This is a genomic window from Putridiphycobacter roseus, assembly GCF_003234935.1.
Lineage (GTDB): Bacteria > Bacteroidota > Bacteroidia > Flavobacteriales_D > Crocinitomicaceae > Putridiphycobacter > Putridiphycobacter roseus.
In genome coordinates this window covers 1-16,116 of sequence record NZ_QKSB01000005.1, presented here as the reverse complement: position 1 = coordinate 16,116, position 16,116 = coordinate 1, and the positions used below count along the sequence as shown (strand labels likewise).

At 34.3% G+C, this 16,116-nt stretch carries 13 protein-coding genes and 1 tRNA gene; 13 read left to right on the top strand and 1 reads right to left on the bottom strand.

The window, feature by feature from the left end:
• The first annotated feature begins 5 nt into the window (after nucleotides 1–5).
• From tuf to DNU06_RS09200, 12 genes are all read left to right on the top strand, one after another.
• A complete protein-coding gene (tuf, locus tag DNU06_RS09255) occupies nucleotides 6–1,193 on the top strand; it encodes an elongation factor Tu (RefSeq protein ID WP_111062979.1) in 1,188 nt (395 codons plus the stop codon).
• 67 nt (nucleotides 1,194–1,260) lie between these two features.
• Nucleotides 1,261–1,331: transfer RNA gene (locus DNU06_RS09250), tRNA-Trp, on the top strand.
• Nucleotides 1,332–1,413: 82 nt separating this feature from the next.
• Nucleotides 1,414–1,641 (top strand): preprotein translocase subunit SecE, encoded by a 228-nt coding sequence (gene secE / locus DNU06_RS09245; protein WP_111063294.1) that lies wholly within the window; start codon nucleotides 1,414–1,416, stop codon nucleotides 1,639–1,641.
• Between the two features lie 6 nt (nucleotides 1,642–1,647).
• Nucleotides 1,648–2,196: a transcription termination/antitermination protein NusG gene (gene nusG / locus DNU06_RS09240; protein WP_111062978.1), complete on the top strand. Its 549-nt coding sequence runs from the start codon at nucleotides 1,648–1,650 to the stop codon at nucleotides 2,194–2,196.
• 86 nt (nucleotides 2,197–2,282) lie between these two features.
• Nucleotides 2,283–2,729, top strand: coding sequence for a 50S ribosomal protein L11 (gene rplK, locus DNU06_RS09235; RefSeq protein WP_111062977.1), 447 nt, complete (start codon nucleotides 2,283–2,285; stop codon nucleotides 2,727–2,729).
• 8 nt (nucleotides 2,730–2,737) lie between these two features.
• Nucleotides 2,738–3,439, top strand: a complete 702-nt coding sequence (rplA, locus tag DNU06_RS09230; protein WP_111062976.1) for a 50S ribosomal protein L1 — start codon at nucleotides 2,738–2,740, stop codon at nucleotides 3,437–3,439.
• A 10-nt stretch (nucleotides 3,440–3,449) separates the two neighbouring features.
• Entirely contained in the window at nucleotides 3,450–3,971 is a 522-nt protein-coding gene (gene rplJ, locus DNU06_RS09225; protein WP_111062975.1) for a 50S ribosomal protein L10, read from the top strand.
• A 37-nt stretch (nucleotides 3,972–4,008) separates the two neighbouring features.
• Nucleotides 4,009–4,383 carry a 50S ribosomal protein L7/L12 gene (rplL, locus tag DNU06_RS09220; protein ID WP_111062974.1) on the top strand — a complete coding sequence of 125 codons (375 nt, stop codon included), beginning with the start codon at nucleotides 4,009–4,011 and terminating at the stop codon, nucleotides 4,381–4,383.
• A gap of 172 nt (nucleotides 4,384–4,555) precedes the next feature.
• Nucleotides 4,556–8,368, top strand: coding sequence for a DNA-directed RNA polymerase subunit beta (rpoB, locus tag DNU06_RS09215; RefSeq protein ID WP_111062973.1), 3,813 nt, complete (start codon nucleotides 4,556–4,558; stop codon nucleotides 8,366–8,368).
• Nucleotides 8,369–8,399: 31 nt separating this feature from the next.
• The gene (gene rpoC / locus DNU06_RS09210) at nucleotides 8,400–12,695 is read left to right on the top strand and encodes a DNA-directed RNA polymerase subunit beta' (RefSeq protein WP_111062972.1); all 4,296 of its coding nucleotides are present in this window, start codon (nucleotides 8,400–8,402) and stop codon (nucleotides 12,693–12,695) included.
• Between the two features lie 56 nt (nucleotides 12,696–12,751).
• Entirely contained in the window at nucleotides 12,752–13,066 is a 315-nt protein-coding gene (locus DNU06_RS09205) for a DUF3467 domain-containing protein (RefSeq protein ID WP_111062971.1), read from the top strand.
• Between the two features lie 317 nt (nucleotides 13,067–13,383).
• The gene (locus tag DNU06_RS09200; protein WP_111062970.1) at nucleotides 13,384–14,172 is read left to right on the top strand and encodes a T9SS type A sorting domain-containing protein; all 789 of its coding nucleotides are present in this window, start codon (nucleotides 13,384–13,386) and stop codon (nucleotides 14,170–14,172) included.
• A gap of 110 nt (nucleotides 14,173–14,282) precedes the next feature.
• Here DNU06_RS09200 and DNU06_RS09195 read toward each other — a convergent pair whose 3' ends face one another.
• Nucleotides 14,283–14,708 carry a GNAT family N-acetyltransferase gene (locus tag DNU06_RS09195; protein ID WP_111062969.1) on the bottom strand — a complete coding sequence of 142 codons (426 nt, stop codon included), beginning with the start codon at nucleotides 14,706–14,708 and terminating at the stop codon, nucleotides 14,283–14,285.
• A 162-nt stretch (nucleotides 14,709–14,870) separates the two neighbouring features.
• On the opposite strand from DNU06_RS09195, the gene DNU06_RS09190 reads away from it, so the two are divergent.
• On the top strand, nucleotides 14,871–15,665 hold the full coding sequence (locus tag DNU06_RS09190) for a T9SS type A sorting domain-containing protein (protein ID WP_111062968.1): 795 nt from the start codon (nucleotides 14,871–14,873) through the stop codon (nucleotides 15,663–15,665).
• Nucleotides 15,666–16,116 lie beyond the last annotated feature (451 nt).

The window sequence follows — 16,116 nt, the reverse complement described above, 5'->3', positions numbered from 1 at the left end:
AGATTATGGCTAAGGAAAAATTTGACCGTTCGAAACCACACGTAAATATTGGTACAATTGGTCACGTAGATCACGGTAAAACCACTTTAACTGCTGCAATTACAACAGTTTTAGCTAATGCCGGATTATCAGAAAAGAGAGATTTCGATACTATCGATAACGCTCCTGAAGAAAAAGAAAGAGGGATTACGATTAATACTTCTCACGTTGAGTATTCGACTGCAAACAGACACTATGCTCACGTAGATTGTCCTGGTCACGCCGATTATGTTAAGAACATGGTTACTGGTGCTGCACAAATGGATGGTGCTATTTTAGTGGTTGCTGCTACTGATGGTCCAATGCCTCAAACAAGAGAGCATATCTTATTAGGAAGACAAGTAGGAGTTCCTAGAATGGTTGTATTCATGAATAAAGTGGATATGGTTGATGATGAGGAATTGTTAGAGTTAGTTGATATGGAGATTAGAGATTTATTATCGTTCTATGAATATGACGGTGATAATACTCCAGTAATCCAAGGGTCTGCATTAGGTGGATTAAATGGAGATGAGAAATGGGTAGGTGCTATTATGGAATTAATGGATGCTGTTGATACATGGATCGAATTACCTCCTAGAGATATTGATAAAGATTTCTTAATGCCGGTAGAGGATGTATTCTCAATTACTGGTCGTGGTACTGTTGCTACTGGTAGAATCGAAACTGGTGTGATTAACACAGGTGACGAGGTGGATATCATTGGAATGGGAGATGAGAAATTAAAATCTACTATTACTGGTGTTGAAATGTTCAGAAAAATCTTAGATAGAGGTGAAGCTGGAGATAACGTTGGTTTACTTTTAAGAGGGGTTGAAAAATCTGCAATTAGAAGAGGGATGGTAATCGCTAAACCAGGTTCTATTACACCACATACTAAAGTGAAAGCGGAAGTTTATGTGTTGAAAAAAGAAGAAGGTGGACGTCACACGCCATTTCACAATAAATACAGACCTCAGTTTTACTTAAGAACAACTGATGTAACTGGAGAAATCATTCTTGAAGAAGGAAGAGAAATGGTAATGCCTGGTGATAACGTATCTATCGTTGTAAACTTAATCGTTCCTGTAGCCGTTAATAAAGGTTTAAGATTCGCGATTAGAGAAGGTGGTAGAACAGTAGGAGCTGGTCAGATTACTGAAATTATTGAGTAATATAATAATATATAGCTAAATATTAGGAAGAGAGGAGTATTATACTTCTCTCTCTTTTTAGCTTTAAACGGGCGTAGTTCAATGGTAGAATGTCGGTCTCCAACACCGCTGATGAGGGTTCGAATCCTTCCGCCCGTGCAAAATAGAATAGTAGATAAAGTTTATATACTATTCTAATAGGCTTGTGAATTCAAGCAGTAATGAACTAAAACTAATTAAAGTGGCAAATATTATCACGTATATCGAAGAGTCATACCAAGAGTTAATTCACAAGGTAACATGGCCAACTTGGAATGAATTACAAAGTACATCAATTGTTGTATTAGTAGCATCCTTAATGTTTGCGCTTTCCATTTTTGTGATGGATTATATTTTCGGGATTAATGTTGGAAATATGTGGGCAGGATTAATGGGGTTCTTTTATAAAATGGTTGGACTAATAAATTAATCGATAATGGCAGAAATTAAAAAACGTTGGTACGTTGTTCGTGCTGTTGGTGGTAAGGAAAAAAAGGTACGTGAAAGTATGTTGATGGAAATAAAACGTCAAAATATTGAACACCTTATAGGTGATGTTTTAGTTCCTACTGAAAAAGTTTACCAAATCAGAAACGGAAAAAAAGTAAGTAAAGAGAAAAACTTTTTTCCTGGGTATATTTTGATTGAAGCTTCTTTGCAAGGAGAAGTGATTCACATCATTAAAAGTGTGCCAGATGTAATGGGCTTTATGAGCGGAACTAAAGGTGGTGATCCAATGCCTTTAAGAGTAAACGAAGTAAATAGAATTCTTGGGAAAGTAGACGAAATGTCGGAACAAGAAGAAGAAATGAATGTACCGTATGTAGTGGGTGAAACCATTAAAGTAATTGACGGGCCATTTAATGGTTTTACTGGTGTAATTGAAGACATCAATGAAGAGAAAAAGAAACTTGAAGTAATGGTTAAAATATTTGGTCGTAAAACACCATTGGAGTTAAATTACATGCAAGTAGAAAAAGAATAAAAATTTTAATAACCGTAGGAGTACTGTAATGTAATAAATGCTTCCCATTAATTATAAGGTACGTTTTACTACACAAAACAAGCAAAATGGCAAAACAAGTAGATGGATTAATTAAGCTACAAATCAAAGGTGGTGCCGCTAACCCTTCTCCTCCAGTTGGACCTGCATTAGGTGCAAAAGGGGTGAATATCATGGAGTTCTGTAAGCAATTTAACGCTAGAACACAAGATAAAGCAGGGAAAGTATTACCAGTTGTTATTACCGTATATGGTGATAAATCTTTTGACTTTGTAATTAAAACTCCACCTGCAGCAGTTCAATTATTGGATGCTGCAAAATTGAAAAAAGGTTCTCCTGAATCTAACAAAGCAAAGGTAGGAACTGTAACCTGGGATCAAGTAAGAGCAATCGCTGAAGATAAAATTCAAGATATGAATTGCTTCAAAATTGACTCTGCTATGAAAATGGTGGCAGGAACTGCAAGAAGTATGGGTCTTAACGTAAAAGGGGGTACTGCTCCTGAATCTAATTAATTAAGAAAATGGCTAGAGTAAGTAAAAAAAGAAAAGAAATCTTGGCGAAAATTGACCAAGAAAAATCTTATTCTTTAACTGAAGCAGCAAGCTTAGTTAAAGAGATTACCACTGCAAAATTCGACGCTTCTGTTGATTTGTGTATCAGATTAGGGGTTGACCCACGTAAAGCGAACCAAATGGTGAGAGGTACTGTGAGTTTACCACATGGAACTGGTAAAGATGTGAAAGTTTTGGTATTGTGTACACCTGATAAAGAAGCTGAAGCCAAAGAAGCTGGTGCTGATTATGTTGGATTAGATGACTATATCGCTAAAATTAAAGGCGGTTGGACAGATGTTGATGTAATTGTTACTATGCCTTCTGTAATGGGTAAGGTTGGTGCTTTAGGACGTGTTTTAGGACCAAGAGGTTTAATGCCGAATCCTAAGACTGGTACTGTAACTATGGATATCGGTAAAGCGGTAACTGAAGTAAAAGCAGGTAAAATTGACTTTAGAGTGGATAAATTTGGTAACGTGCATACTGCCGTTGCAAAAGTTTCTTTTGATCCGACAAAGATTGAAGAAAATGCAAACGAATTGTTACAGTCTATTATCAAATTGAAACCAGCAGCGTCAAAAGGTATCTACATGAAGAGTATACACATGAGTTCTACAATGAGCCCAAGTATCAAAATTGACACGAAATCAATTGCTAATAACGCTTAAAAATTAGAAGATGACTAAAGACGAAAAATCAAAGTACATTGAAGATTTATCAGCGAAATTATCTGATTCTGGTATCTTTTATTTAGCAGATACTGCGGAACTAACTGTTGAGAAAGTTAACGATTTAAGAAGAAAATGTTTCAATAACAATATTGAATTAAAAGTTGTAAAAAACACATTACTTCAAAAAGCGTTAGAGCGTATTGAAGATAAAGATTTCAGTGAACTTTACGGAGTTTTAGCTGGTCCTACTTCAATCATGTTCGCAGAAGTTGGTAATGCGCCTGCAAAAATGATTAAGGATTTCAGAAAAAAGAACGACAAGCCTATTCTTAAAGCTGCATATATTGATGAGTCTATTTACGTTGGAGACGACAATTTAGATTTATTAGCATCAATAAAGAGCAAAGAAGAACTTATCGGAGATATCGTTGGATTACTTCAATCGCCTGCTAAGAACGTTATTTCTGGACTTAAGTCTGGTGGTAGCAAATTAGCTGGTATTTTAAAGACCCTAGAAGCAAGAGGGTAAATTAATTATTTATTAACATAAAAAAAAACAAATAAAAATGGCTGATTTAAAAGAATTTGCTGAACAATTAGTAAGCTTAACAGTAAAAGAAGTTAACGAACTAGCTAACATTTTAAAAGACGAGTATGGTATCGAGCCTGCTGCTGCTGCTGTAGCAGTTGCTGCTGGTGGTGCTGCGGGTGGCGAAGCTGCTGAAGCTCAAACTGAATTTGATGTAATATTGAAAGCAGCGGGTGGATCTAAGTTAGCAGTTGTAAAATTAGTTAAGGAATTAACTGGTTTAGGACTAAAAGAAGCAAAAGAAATGGTAGATAGTGCACCAGCAACTTTAAAAGCAGGTGTTTCTAAAGACGAAGCAGAAGGACTTAAATCTTCATTGGAAGAGGCAGGAGCTGAAGTTGAGGTTAAATAATCCAATTCATTAAAATTACAGGTTAGGCACTGCTCTCGGGCAAGTGCCTAATCCTGTTTTATAATTTGTATACTTTTTGTTAAGTGCACAGAAGCGTCTATTTAAGTGATTGCTAACACTTTAAAACAGCAAAGCTTATTTTAAATAAGTCTTAACTTTAAAATATTAAGCCGTGGTAACAAACAATAATATTACCGAAAGAATTGATTTTTCAAGTTTATCTGCAAGATTTCAATATCCTGATTTCCTTGATATTCAGTTAGAATCATTCCGTAAGTTCTTTCAGTTGGAAACAACTCCTGAAAATAAAAACGAAGAAGGCCTGCACAGGGTATTCTCAGAAAACTTCCCAATTACTGATACTAGAAATCAGTTTGTATTGGAGTTTTTAGATTATTTTATCGATCCACCTAGATATACAATTGAAGAGTGTATCGATCGTGGATTAACATACAGTGTGCCACTTAAGGCTAAACTTAAATTGTATTGTACAGATCCAGAACATGAGGATTTTGAAACAATTGTACAGGATGTTTATTTAGGAACTATTCCTTATATGACACCTAAAGGTTCTTTCGTTGTAAATGGAGCGGAACGTGTAATCGTTTCTCAACTGCACCGTTCACCTGGTGTGTTTTTCGGTCAAAGCCGACACGCAAATGGAACAAAGTTATATTCTGCAAGAATTATTCCTTTTAAAGGTTCTTGGATAGAATTTGCTACAGATATTAATAGTGTAATGTACGCTTACATTGACCGTAAGAAAAAATTACCTGTTACAACACTTTTCCGTGCTATTGGGTACGAAAGTGATAAAGATATATTAGAAATTTTTGACCTTGCTGATGAAGTTAAGGTTTCTAAATCTGGTTTGAAAAAAGTACTTGGTCGTAAATTAGCGGCTAGAGTATTAAAAACTTGGATTGAAGATTTTGTTGATGAAGATACAGGTGAAGTTGTTTCTATTGAAAGAAACGAAGTTGTATTGGATCGTGAAACTATTCTGGAAGAAGAGCATATCGAATTAATCGTGGATGCTAACACAAAGAATATTATTTTGCATAAAGAGGATGTGAATTCCGCTGATTATGCAATTATCTATAACACCCTACAAAAAGATACTTCTAACTCTCAAAAAGAAGCGGTAGAACATATTTATAGACAACTTAGAAACGCTGAGCCGCCAGATTTTGAAACGGCAAGAAACGTATTTGATAAATTATTTTTCTCTGATACGCGTTATGACTTAGGTGAAGTAGGTCGTTATAGAATAAATAAGAAATTAGGATTAGATACAGATATCGAACAAAAGGTTTTAACCAAAGAAGATATCATTTTAATCATTAAATATTTAATTGAATTAATTAATTCAAAAGCGGAGATTGATGATATCGATCACTTGTCTAACAGACGTGTAAGAACGGTTGGTGAGCAATTGAATAATCAATTTGGTGTTGGTTTAGCGAGAATGGCTAGAACCATTAGAGAAAGAATGAACGTGAGAGACAATGAGGTGTTTACACCTATTGATTTGATTAACGCGAAAACTTTATCTTCTGTTATTAATTCATTCTTTGGTACTAACCAATTATCTCAATTCATGGATCAAACGAATCCATTATCTGAGGTTACACACAAAAGAAGACTGTCTGCCCTTGGACCTGGAGGATTATCTAGAGAAAGAGCAGGATTTGAGGTACGTGATGTCCACTATACGCATTATGGACGTTTATGTACTATTGAAACACCAGAGGGACCAAACATTGGTTTGATTTCTTCATTGTGTGTTTACGCAAAAATTAATAATTTAGGTTTCATTGAAACACCATACTGGCAAGTAGAAGATGGTAAAGTGGATGTAAGTAAAGCTCCAATTTACCTAAGTGCTGAAGAAGAAGAAGGTAAACTTATCGCGCAAGCAGATAAAGATTTAGATGCTAAAGGTGGTTTTAAAGGTGAAAAAATTAAAGCAAGGTTAGAGGGAGATTTTCCTGTAATTGAGCCGAAACAATTAGACCTGATGGATGTTGGTTCAAACCAAATTGCATCTATTGCCGCTTCATCCATTCCATTCTTGGAGCATGATGATGCCAACAGAGCTTTGATGGGATCTAACATGCAGCGTCAAGCCGTACCTTTATTAAAACCAAATTCTCCAATTGTGGGAACTGGTATTGAAAAATTAGTGGCACGTGATTCTAGAGTTTTGATTAACTCTGAAGGAGAAGGTGTTGTGGAATATGTGGATGCAAACGAAATCAAAATTAGATACGATTTATCGGAAGAAGATAGATTAGTGAGTTTTGAAGGAGATGTGAAAACATACAAATTGGTGAAGTTCCAAAAAACTAACCAAAGTACTTCTATGAACTTGAGACCAATTGTTGAAAAAGGCCAAAGAGTTTATAAAGATCAAGTATTATGTGAAGGTTTTGCAACGCAAGCTGGTGAGTTGGCTTTAGGTCAAAACTTAAAAGTGGCCTTTATGCCTTGGAAAGGGTATAACTTTGAGGATGCGATTGTAATTTCTGAAAAAGTTGTAAGAGATGATATCTTTACTTCTGTTCACATTGATGAGTATTCTGTTGATGTAAGAGATACCAAAAGAGGTGTGGAAGAATTGACAGCTGATATTCCTAACGTAAGTGAAGAAGCAACTAAAGATTTGGATGAAAACGGTATCATTAGAATTGGTGCTGAAATTAGAGAAGGGGATATCTTAATTGGTAAGATTACACCAAAAGGGGAAACAGATCCTTCTCCAGAAGAAAAATTATTACGTGCTATCTTTGGTGACAAAGCTGGTGATGTAAAAGATGCTTCTTTAAAAGCTTCTCCATCTTTAAGAGGTGTTGTAATTGATAAGAAATTATTTTCAAGAGCAATTAAAGATAGAACGCAGAAAGCAAAAGATAAGCCAATTTTAGCTGAGTTAGATGCGGAATATGACAAAGCAGCAGCTGAATTGAAATTGAATTTAATTGAAAAACTATTGATGATCTTAGATGGTCACAAATCAAACGGTGTATTCAATAACTTTAAAGAAGAGATCCTTAAAAAAGGAATTAAATTCTCTGAAAAGAATTTAATGACTGTTGATTTTTCAATTGTTAGCCCATATGAGTGGACAAAAGATGATCATATTAATAAATTAATTCAAAGAGTTTTACATAACTTCAATATCAAAGCCAATGATTTATTAGGGATTTTTAAACGTAAAAAATTCCAAATTGCTGTTGGTGATGAATTACCAAATGGTATTGTGAAAATGGCTAAAGTTTATGTCGCTAAAAAACGTAAGTTAAAAGTTGGTGATAAGATGGCGGGTCGTCACGGTAACAAAGGTATTGTTGCAAATATCGTTCGTCAAGAAGATATGCCATTCTTAGATGATGGAACGCCTGTAGATATCGTATTGAATCCATTAGGTGTACCTTCTCGTATGAACCTTGGTCAAATTTATGAGACTGTTTTAGGTTGGGCTGGAGAGAAATTAGGTGTTAAATTTGCTACCCCTATTTTTGATGGAGCTACCATTCCTGAAATTAATTCTTATACGGATAAAGCGGGATTACCAAGATTTGGGAAAACGCACTTGATTGATGGTGGAACAGGTAAGCGTTTCGATCAACCGGCTACTGTAGGTGTAATTTATATGCTTAAATTAGGTCACATGGTGGATGATAAAATGCACGCACGTTCTATCGGACCGTACTCATTAATTACACAACAACCATTAGGTGGTAAAGCACAATTTGGTGGTCAACGTTTTGGTGAGATGGAAGTATGGGCATTGGAAGCATATGGTGCTTCAAATATCTTAAGAGAGATTCTTACAATTAAGTCGGATGATGTAATTGGTAGAGCGAAAGCTTACGAATCAATTGTAAAAGGTGAACCATTCCAAGAACCAGGAATACCAGAATCGTTTAACGTATTATTGAACGAATTGGCAGGTTTAGGTTTGAATATCACTTTAGACTAATTTAAGAATTTATTAATTAAAAAAAATAAAAATGGCTTACAAAAAAGAAACACAAACAAGAAGTAGTTTTGATAAAATTACGATTAGTTTAGCGTCACCTGAACAGATTTTAGAAAAATCTTTCGGTGAGGTTTTAAAGCCTGAAACAATAAATTATAGAACATATAAACCAGAAAGAGATGGTTTATTTTGTGAAAGAATTTTTGGACCAGTAAAAGATTACGAATGTCACTGTGGTAAATACAAAAGAATCCGTTATAAAGGAATTGTATGTGACCGTTGTGGTGTTGAAGTAACGGAAAAGAAAGTACGAAGAGAGAGAATGGGGCACATTTCATTGGTGGTTCCTGTTGCCCATATCTGGTACTTCCGTTCTTTACCAAATAAGATTGGATATTTATTAGGATTACCTACTAAAAAATTAGATCAAATTATATACTACGAAAGATATGTAGTAATACAAAAAGGTATCGCAGAAAGACAGGATGGCGAATCCTTAGAATACATGGATTTCATTACGGAAGAAGAGTATTTGGATATAATGGATGAGTTGCCTAAAGAAAATCAGTATTTAGAAGATACAGATCCTAATAAATTTATTGCAAAAATGGGGGCCGAGGCTTTACATGATTTATTGCAAAGATTGGATTTAGATACTTTATCTGCTGATTTAAGACACAGTGCAAATACTGAAACTTCTCAACAACGTAAAAAAGAAGCTTTAAAAAGACTACAAGTAGTAGAGTCTTTAAGAGAATCTCATACACGTGTTGCCAACCGTCCGGAATGGATGATTGTAAAAGTAGTTCCAGTAATTCCACCTGAATTAAGACCTTTGGTACCTTTAGATGGTGGTCGTTTTGCGACTTCAGATTTAAATGATTTATACCGTAGGGTAATTATCAGAAATAATCGTTTAAAAAGATTATTAGAGATTAAAGCACCTGAGGTTATTTTGAGAAATGAGAAAAGGATGTTACAGGAGTCTGTAGATTCTTTATTTGATAACTCTAGAAAATCTTCAGCGGTAAAAACTGAATCTAATAGACCTTTAAAATCATTATCTGATTCTTTAAAAGGTAAACAAGGTAGATTCCGTCAAAACTTATTGGGGAAACGTGTGGATTATTCAGCACGTTCGGTAATTGTTGTTGGACCTAACTTAAAATTACATGAATGTGGTTTGCCAAAAGATATGGCCGCAGAATTATACAAACCTTTTGTAATTAGAAAACTGATTGAAAGAGGAATTGTTAAAACTGTAAAATCTGCTAAGAAAATAGTAGACAAAAAAGAAGCAGTAGTTTGGGATATTTTAGAAAATGTATTGAAAGGACATCCAGTTCTTTTGAACAGAGCCCCAACGCTTCACAGATTAGGTATTCAAGCTTTCCAACCAAAATTAATTGAAGGAAAAGCAATTAGATTACACCCGTTGGTATGTACGGCCTTTAATGCCGATTTTGATGGGGATCAAATGGCAGTTCATTTACCTTTAGGAAATGCTGCAATTTTGGAAGCACAGTTATTGATGTTGTCTTCGCACAATATTAGAAACTCTGCAAATGGTGCACCTATTACTGTACCTTCTCAGGATATGGTACTTGGATTGTACTACATGACTAAGTTGAGAAAAAGTACCAAAGAATTGATCGTAAAAGGAGAAGGTGGTACTTTCTATTCTGCTGAGGAAGTAAATATTGCAATCAACGAAGGACAATTAGATATTCACGCTTCTATTAAGGTACGTTTAAGTATCATGAATGAAGAAGGAGATATGGTTCCTCAAATTATTGATACAACTGCTGGTAGAGTAATGTTCAATGAATTTGTACCGCATGAAGTAGGTTTTGTAGATGATATTTTAACTAAAAAAGCTTTAAGAGATATTATCTCTAAAGTATTAGAAAAATGTGGTTCTGCTAGAACAGCTAAATTCTTGGATGATATTAAAACTTTGGGTTATAACATGGCCTTTAGTGGTGGTTTATCTTTTGTATTGGATGATGTAATTATTCCTAAAGAGAAAGAGGAGTTAGTTAATTTAGCACATAAAGAAGTTGAAGATGTAATGTCCAATTATAATATGGGACTTATTACAAACAATGAACGTTATAACCAAATTATTGATATTTGGACACATACAAATACAAGATTGACATCAAAATTGATGGATAAAATTAAATCGGATCAACAAGGATTTAACTCTATCTTTATGATGATGGATTCTGGCGCAAGGGGTTCTAAAGAACAAATTCGTCAGCTATCTGGAATGAGGGGCTTGATGGCGAAACCGCAAAAATCAGGTGCTTCTTCTCAAGATATTATTGAAAATCCAATTTTATCTAACTTTAAAGAAGGTTTAACCATCTTTGATTACTTTATCTCTACTCACGGTGCCCGTAAAGGTTTGGCCGATACAGCACTTAAAACTGCGGATGCGGGTTATTTAACGCGTCGTTTGGTAGATGTAGCACAAGATGTAGTAATTAATGAAGAAGACTGTGGTACTTTAAGAGGTATTGTAGTTACGCCGTTAAAGAAAAATGATGATATCGTTGAATCTTTATATGATCGTATTTTAGGTCGTGTTGCAGTAATGGACATTAAACATCCTGATACTAGAGAATTAATTATTGAAGGTGGTAAAGAAATTACGGAAAAGTATGCACGTTTAATTCAAGATTCTGATATTGATGAAGTAGAAGTACGTTCAGTATTGACTTGCGAATTGAAAAGAGGCGCTTGTGTGAAATGTTACGGACGAAACTTGTCAACTAGTCAAATTGCTGTTAAAGGTGATGCAGTTGGTGTAATTGCAGCACAATCTATTGGTGAACCAGGTACACAGTTAACATTAAGAACATTCCACGTTGGGGGTACAGCCTCTAATATTGCGGATGATTCTTCTATCAAGGCTAAGTTTACTGGTAAATTAGAAATGGAAGATATTAAAACCATTACTAAAACCGATAGTGAAGGAAGTACAGTGGAAATTGTAATTGGTCGTTCTGGAGAAGTAAAAGTTATAGATGAAGAAAGTAACTCTGTTCTTTCTACACACATTATTCCTTATGGTTCTACTTTCGAAATGAAAGGAAAACGTAAAGTGAAAAAAGGAGATGTAATTTGTACATGGGATCCATATAATGCGGTAATCGTATCTGATGTACAAGGTTTAGTGGAGTTCGAAAATGTGAACGAAGGCGAAACTTATAGAGAAGAGATTGATGAGCAAACAGGATTTACGGAAAAAGTAATCATTGAAACTAGAAATAAGAAAATTATTCCTACGATTAAGATTGTTGATCCGAAAACGAAAGAAACGATTAAAGCATTCAGTTTACCTGTAAATGCACACATTATCACTAGTGATAATGCAAAAGCTGAACCAGGTGAGATTTTAGTGAAAATTCCTAGAGTTTCTGGTAAATCGGGTGATATTACAGGGGGTCTACCAAGAGTAACGGAGTTATTCGAGGCAAGAAACCCTTCTAATCCAGCAACAGTTACTGAAATTGATGGTATCGTATCTTACGGTAAAATCAAGAGAGGTAACCGAGAGATTATTGTGGAATCTAGAACAGGGGATAAACGTAAATATTTAGCGCCATTGTCTAAACACATTTTGGTACAAGAGAATGATTATGTGAAAGCTGGTCAAACTTTATCAGATGGTGCAATTACACCTAAAGATATTTTAAATATCAATGGACCAACCGCTGTACAAGAATACTTGGTGAACGAAGTTCAAGAAGTATACCGATTACAAGGGGTGAAAATTAACGATAAACACTTTGAGGTAATCGTACGTCAAATGATGTTGAAAGTTGAAATTGGTGATCCAGGAGATACTAAATTCTTACAAGGTCAATCTATTCATAAAGCTGATTTCTTTGAAGAAAACAACATGCTTTATGGTAAAATGGTTGTAACAGATAAAGGGGATTCTGATAATGTAAAAGCAGGTGAAATTATTACTGCGCGTCGTTTAAGAGATGAAAACTCAATGTTAAAACGTAAAGATAAAACGTTGGTAGAAGCTTATGAAGCAGTACCAGCAACTGCGAAGCCAATGCTTCAAGGTATTACAAAAGCATCTTTACAAACTAGATCATTTATTTCTGCAGCATCTTTCCAGGAAACTACGAAAGTGTTAAACGAAGCGGCATTGAACGGAAAACAAGATTACTTGTTAGGCTTAAAAGAAAATGTAATTGTTGGTCATAAAATACCAGCAGGAACAGGCTTTAGAGAGTTTCAAAACATGACCGTTGGTAGTAACGAGTCCATTCAAGTAATTGAGGAGATTGAAGAAATAGATTAATATTTATTTAAAGCGTCTCGGTTTAACTGAGACGCTTTTTTTTTATTTTAAAAATTATGAGTGATCAAAAAGAAAATCAATTGAACATTGAATTACCAGAAGAAATTGCAGATGGTCAGTATTCAAATTTATCAATTATCACACATTCGCATAGCGAATTTATCATTGATTTTATTCAATTAATGCCCGGGATTCCTAAAGGTAAAGTTAAGTCAAGAATTATTTTGACACCGGATAATGCTAAAAAATTAGTGAAAGCTTTGGCTGAAAACGTAGGAAAATTTGAAGCAATTCACGGAACAATCAAAGAAAATACCCCTCAAAATGGTGGCATACCAATGAATTTTGGTGGACCAACTACAGAGGCTTAATTTACTTTTATTTTATTAAATATAAGACGCTTTAACTTTGGTTAAAGCGTTTTTTTTTGGATAGGTTTTTTAAAGGGGGAATTCTCAAAATTTTGACAATGACTGGCATAAGCCATTTTCGATTCCACTTGATCTGATCGATCATATCGACTTTGAACCAATGCATAACAATGCTTACTTTCCTATTCGTAAGATGAAGTTGTCCGTTCTAGTGTTTTGGTGGAATACATTTTTAAACTATAACGAAAGGTTTAATAAATAGTAATTTAGCGTATAAGATTTCATAAATTTTTCTTATTTTCGGATAAAATTTATTTATGAAGACTAGTTTACTTTTTACTTTATTATTTTTCAAGTTCATTTTGTACGCTCAATGTAGTTTTACCTACACTACTGTAACTCCTTCTTGCGGTTCGCAATGTGATGGAAAAATTACCATTACAGTAAATGGAGTAGGTCCCTTTACTGCAACAGTTGACGGTGTTTTAATGAATCAGGTAGGAACCAGTAATAGTTTTGAAGTTGATAATTTATGTGGAGGAGATTATATTGTTGAAATTGTGGATGCTACTAATTGTACCTCTGTGGATACCATTACTGTTGAACCATGGCTTCCAATACAAATTAATTTATCAGTTACGCAAACAACTTCTTCACCTACTGCTTGTGATGGAAAAATATATTGTCTAATTATCGATCAATTTAGTATAAATAGTACGCTTGCTAATTGGTATAATTGTGATGACTCAACTGAGGTATCAGTATCTATTATCGGTAATTCAAGTACTGGTTTTTGTGCCGGAAATTATTACGCAAGAATATTAAATGATTTTGGTTGTACAAGGGCGTATTCCGATTGTATTTCAATAGGTACGTTATCCATTGAGGAGTCAAAGGATAAAGAAATACAAGTATTTGTTAAAAATGGAGGATTACATGTTTCTATTGATTATGCTAATTTGACGGTGTATGATCTAAACGGAAAACAAGTTTTTTATACTAACAGTGAAAATAATTCAATTGCAGATTTACCTCTAGGTTTATATATTTTGAAGATAAATTCTACGGATGACAAATACTATACTATTAAATTTGTTAAGGATTAAATTATTATTTAATAAACCATAAAAAAGGTTGGCCGTTCAAGTATATTTTTTGAAAACGAAAGTTTTAAATAAAAAATTATCGAGAATATTTTCAGAGAAATGATCTCCGACTAAAATTGTTTGACAAAGTGAAAGCCCATAATTTTAAAGCCTTCATTGTAGTAAAACTTGTGTGATGCAGTATTGCCAACATAGCTATTAAGCTCCACAGCGGTACAGTTTTTACTTTTGGCGTAATTGTCTATCCATTCAAATAAACGCTTACCAAGCCCTTTATTTCGATACTCATCCAAAATAATAACATGGTCGGGCTCGATACTCCTGCCACTGTAATGTCTGGTTTGAAACCATAAGCCCGCAATACCAATTAATTTTGCACCATCATATATGCCGACACATTCGTAATTTTGGGTTGTCATTTCAAGTAATCGCTCGCTTAAAGTTTCCTTTGTTTCCTTTTGGTTGAGCTGCATTAAAAGGGGAAGGACAGAAAGTATTTCTGAAGTTGGAATTAGCTTAAATATGATGTTTTGCATTGAGAATTATTAGAATTAGCGCTGTTCAAAGTTAAAGATTTTCTAATATTATTGAGAATAATTTTTTTTTGCATTTAAATCAACGGTTTATACCAATCACATTGTATTTTTTCGATATACACAGATTATCAGCATATTGTTGAAGATAATAAATATGCAACTATGAAAAATTATATACTCTTTTTAGCAATGTGCGCTTTTCAATTTATTTCTTTTGGACAATTTGGTATTACCCTTAAGGAACATAATAATACCTGTGGTATCAATTCTTGTGAAGGGAGCATATTCTTTTTATTTTCAACCGCGAGTTTAAATCCTATTACCTATACACATTTTTACGGAACTACTACTTTTTCTTCTGGTTCAGGTAGTGGAGGACAAGGTATAACAGGATTATGTGCAGGCTCTTATAATTTTCATTTTGAAGATACCACAGGGCAAACCTATGACACTACTATTGTAATAACAGAATATGAAGCGTTTGAAGCTGAATTAATGGTGACGAAGCCAAATACGAATAATCTTAATTGTGATGGAGAAGTAATACCTATTGCAATAACCGGTGGTATTGCGCCTTTTAGCATTGTAGATAACTATGTTTTTAACTGTTATAATTATTTTGACGTTTTTGAACCAAACAGTCTATGTTCAGGTAGCTATTACACATTTGTTAAAGATTCAGTAGGCTGTGAGTCTGTAACACCATGCATTTCAACACAATTTCTTTCAACGGTTGAAACCATAATAGACCATTTTGAAATCACTTTTCAAGCTGATATTTTAAAAGTTAGTGAACCGTTCGATCAACTATGTATTTATAACCTTTCGGGTCAAATAGTGTTAGAATCTTCGGGTGCAGAACAATCAATTTATACAAATGAATTGGTTACAGGGATTTATATAGTTTCCATAGTTTCAAAAGGTAAAGTTTACAACCAGAAAGTTGTTAAAAGCTGATTTTACGTCTGTAAGTGATTGCATTTTACACTAGCATTACCATAAAATTCAACCAACTCCAAACAAAAAACCGCCTTCACAACGTGAAAGCGGTTTTAAAGTTTATTAAGTGTAAAAACTGATTTTAGGTTTGTAGCGTAAGGCATGCGTACATTGTAAAATTCATGCGCTTACGTCTGTAAGTGATTGTATTTTACAATAGCATTACCACAAAATTCAACCAACCCCAAACAAAAAACCGCCTTCACAACGTGATAGCGGTTTTAGAGTTTATTAAGTGTAAAAACTGCTTTTAGGTTTGTAGCGTAAGGTATGCGTACATTGTAAAATTCATGAGCTTACGTCTGTAAGTGATTGTATTTTCAAATAGCATAACCACAAAATTCAACCAACCCCAAACAAAAACCCCACCTGTCAAAGACAGATGGGGTTTAAAGTTTATAATTACGTG

Coding starts and splice junctions, on each gene's coding strand:
- rplL (WP_111062974.1), top strand. CDS start 4,009: ATGGCTGATTTAAAAGAATTTGCTGAACAATTAGTAAGCTTAACAGTA.
- DNU06_RS09200 (WP_111062970.1), top strand. CDS start 13,384: ATGAAGACTAGTTTACTTTTTACTTTATTATTTTTCAAGTTCATTTTG.
- nusG (WP_111062978.1), top strand. CDS start 1,648: ATGGCAGAAATTAAAAAACGTTGGTACGTTGTTCGTGCTGTTGGTGGT.
- DNU06_RS09205 (WP_111062971.1), top strand. CDS start 12,752: ATGAGTGATCAAAAAGAAAATCAATTGAACATTGAATTACCAGAAGAA.
- rplA (WP_111062976.1), top strand. CDS start 2,738: ATGGCTAGAGTAAGTAAAAAAAGAAAAGAAATCTTGGCGAAAATTGAC.
- rplK (WP_111062977.1), top strand. CDS start 2,283: ATGGCAAAACAAGTAGATGGATTAATTAAGCTACAAATCAAAGGTGGT.
- tuf (WP_111062979.1), top strand. CDS start 6: ATGGCTAAGGAAAAATTTGACCGTTCGAAACCACACGTAAATATTGGT.
- rpoC (WP_111062972.1), top strand. CDS start 8,400: ATGGCTTACAAAAAAGAAACACAAACAAGAAGTAGTTTTGATAAAATT.
- DNU06_RS09190 (WP_111062968.1), top strand. CDS start 14,871: ATGAAAAATTATATACTCTTTTTAGCAATGTGCGCTTTTCAATTTATT.
- DNU06_RS09195 (WP_111062969.1), bottom strand. CDS start 14,708: ATGCAAAACATCATATTTAAGCTAATTCCAACTTCAGAAATACTTTCT.
- rplJ (WP_111062975.1), top strand. CDS start 3,450: ATGACTAAAGACGAAAAATCAAAGTACATTGAAGATTTATCAGCGAAA.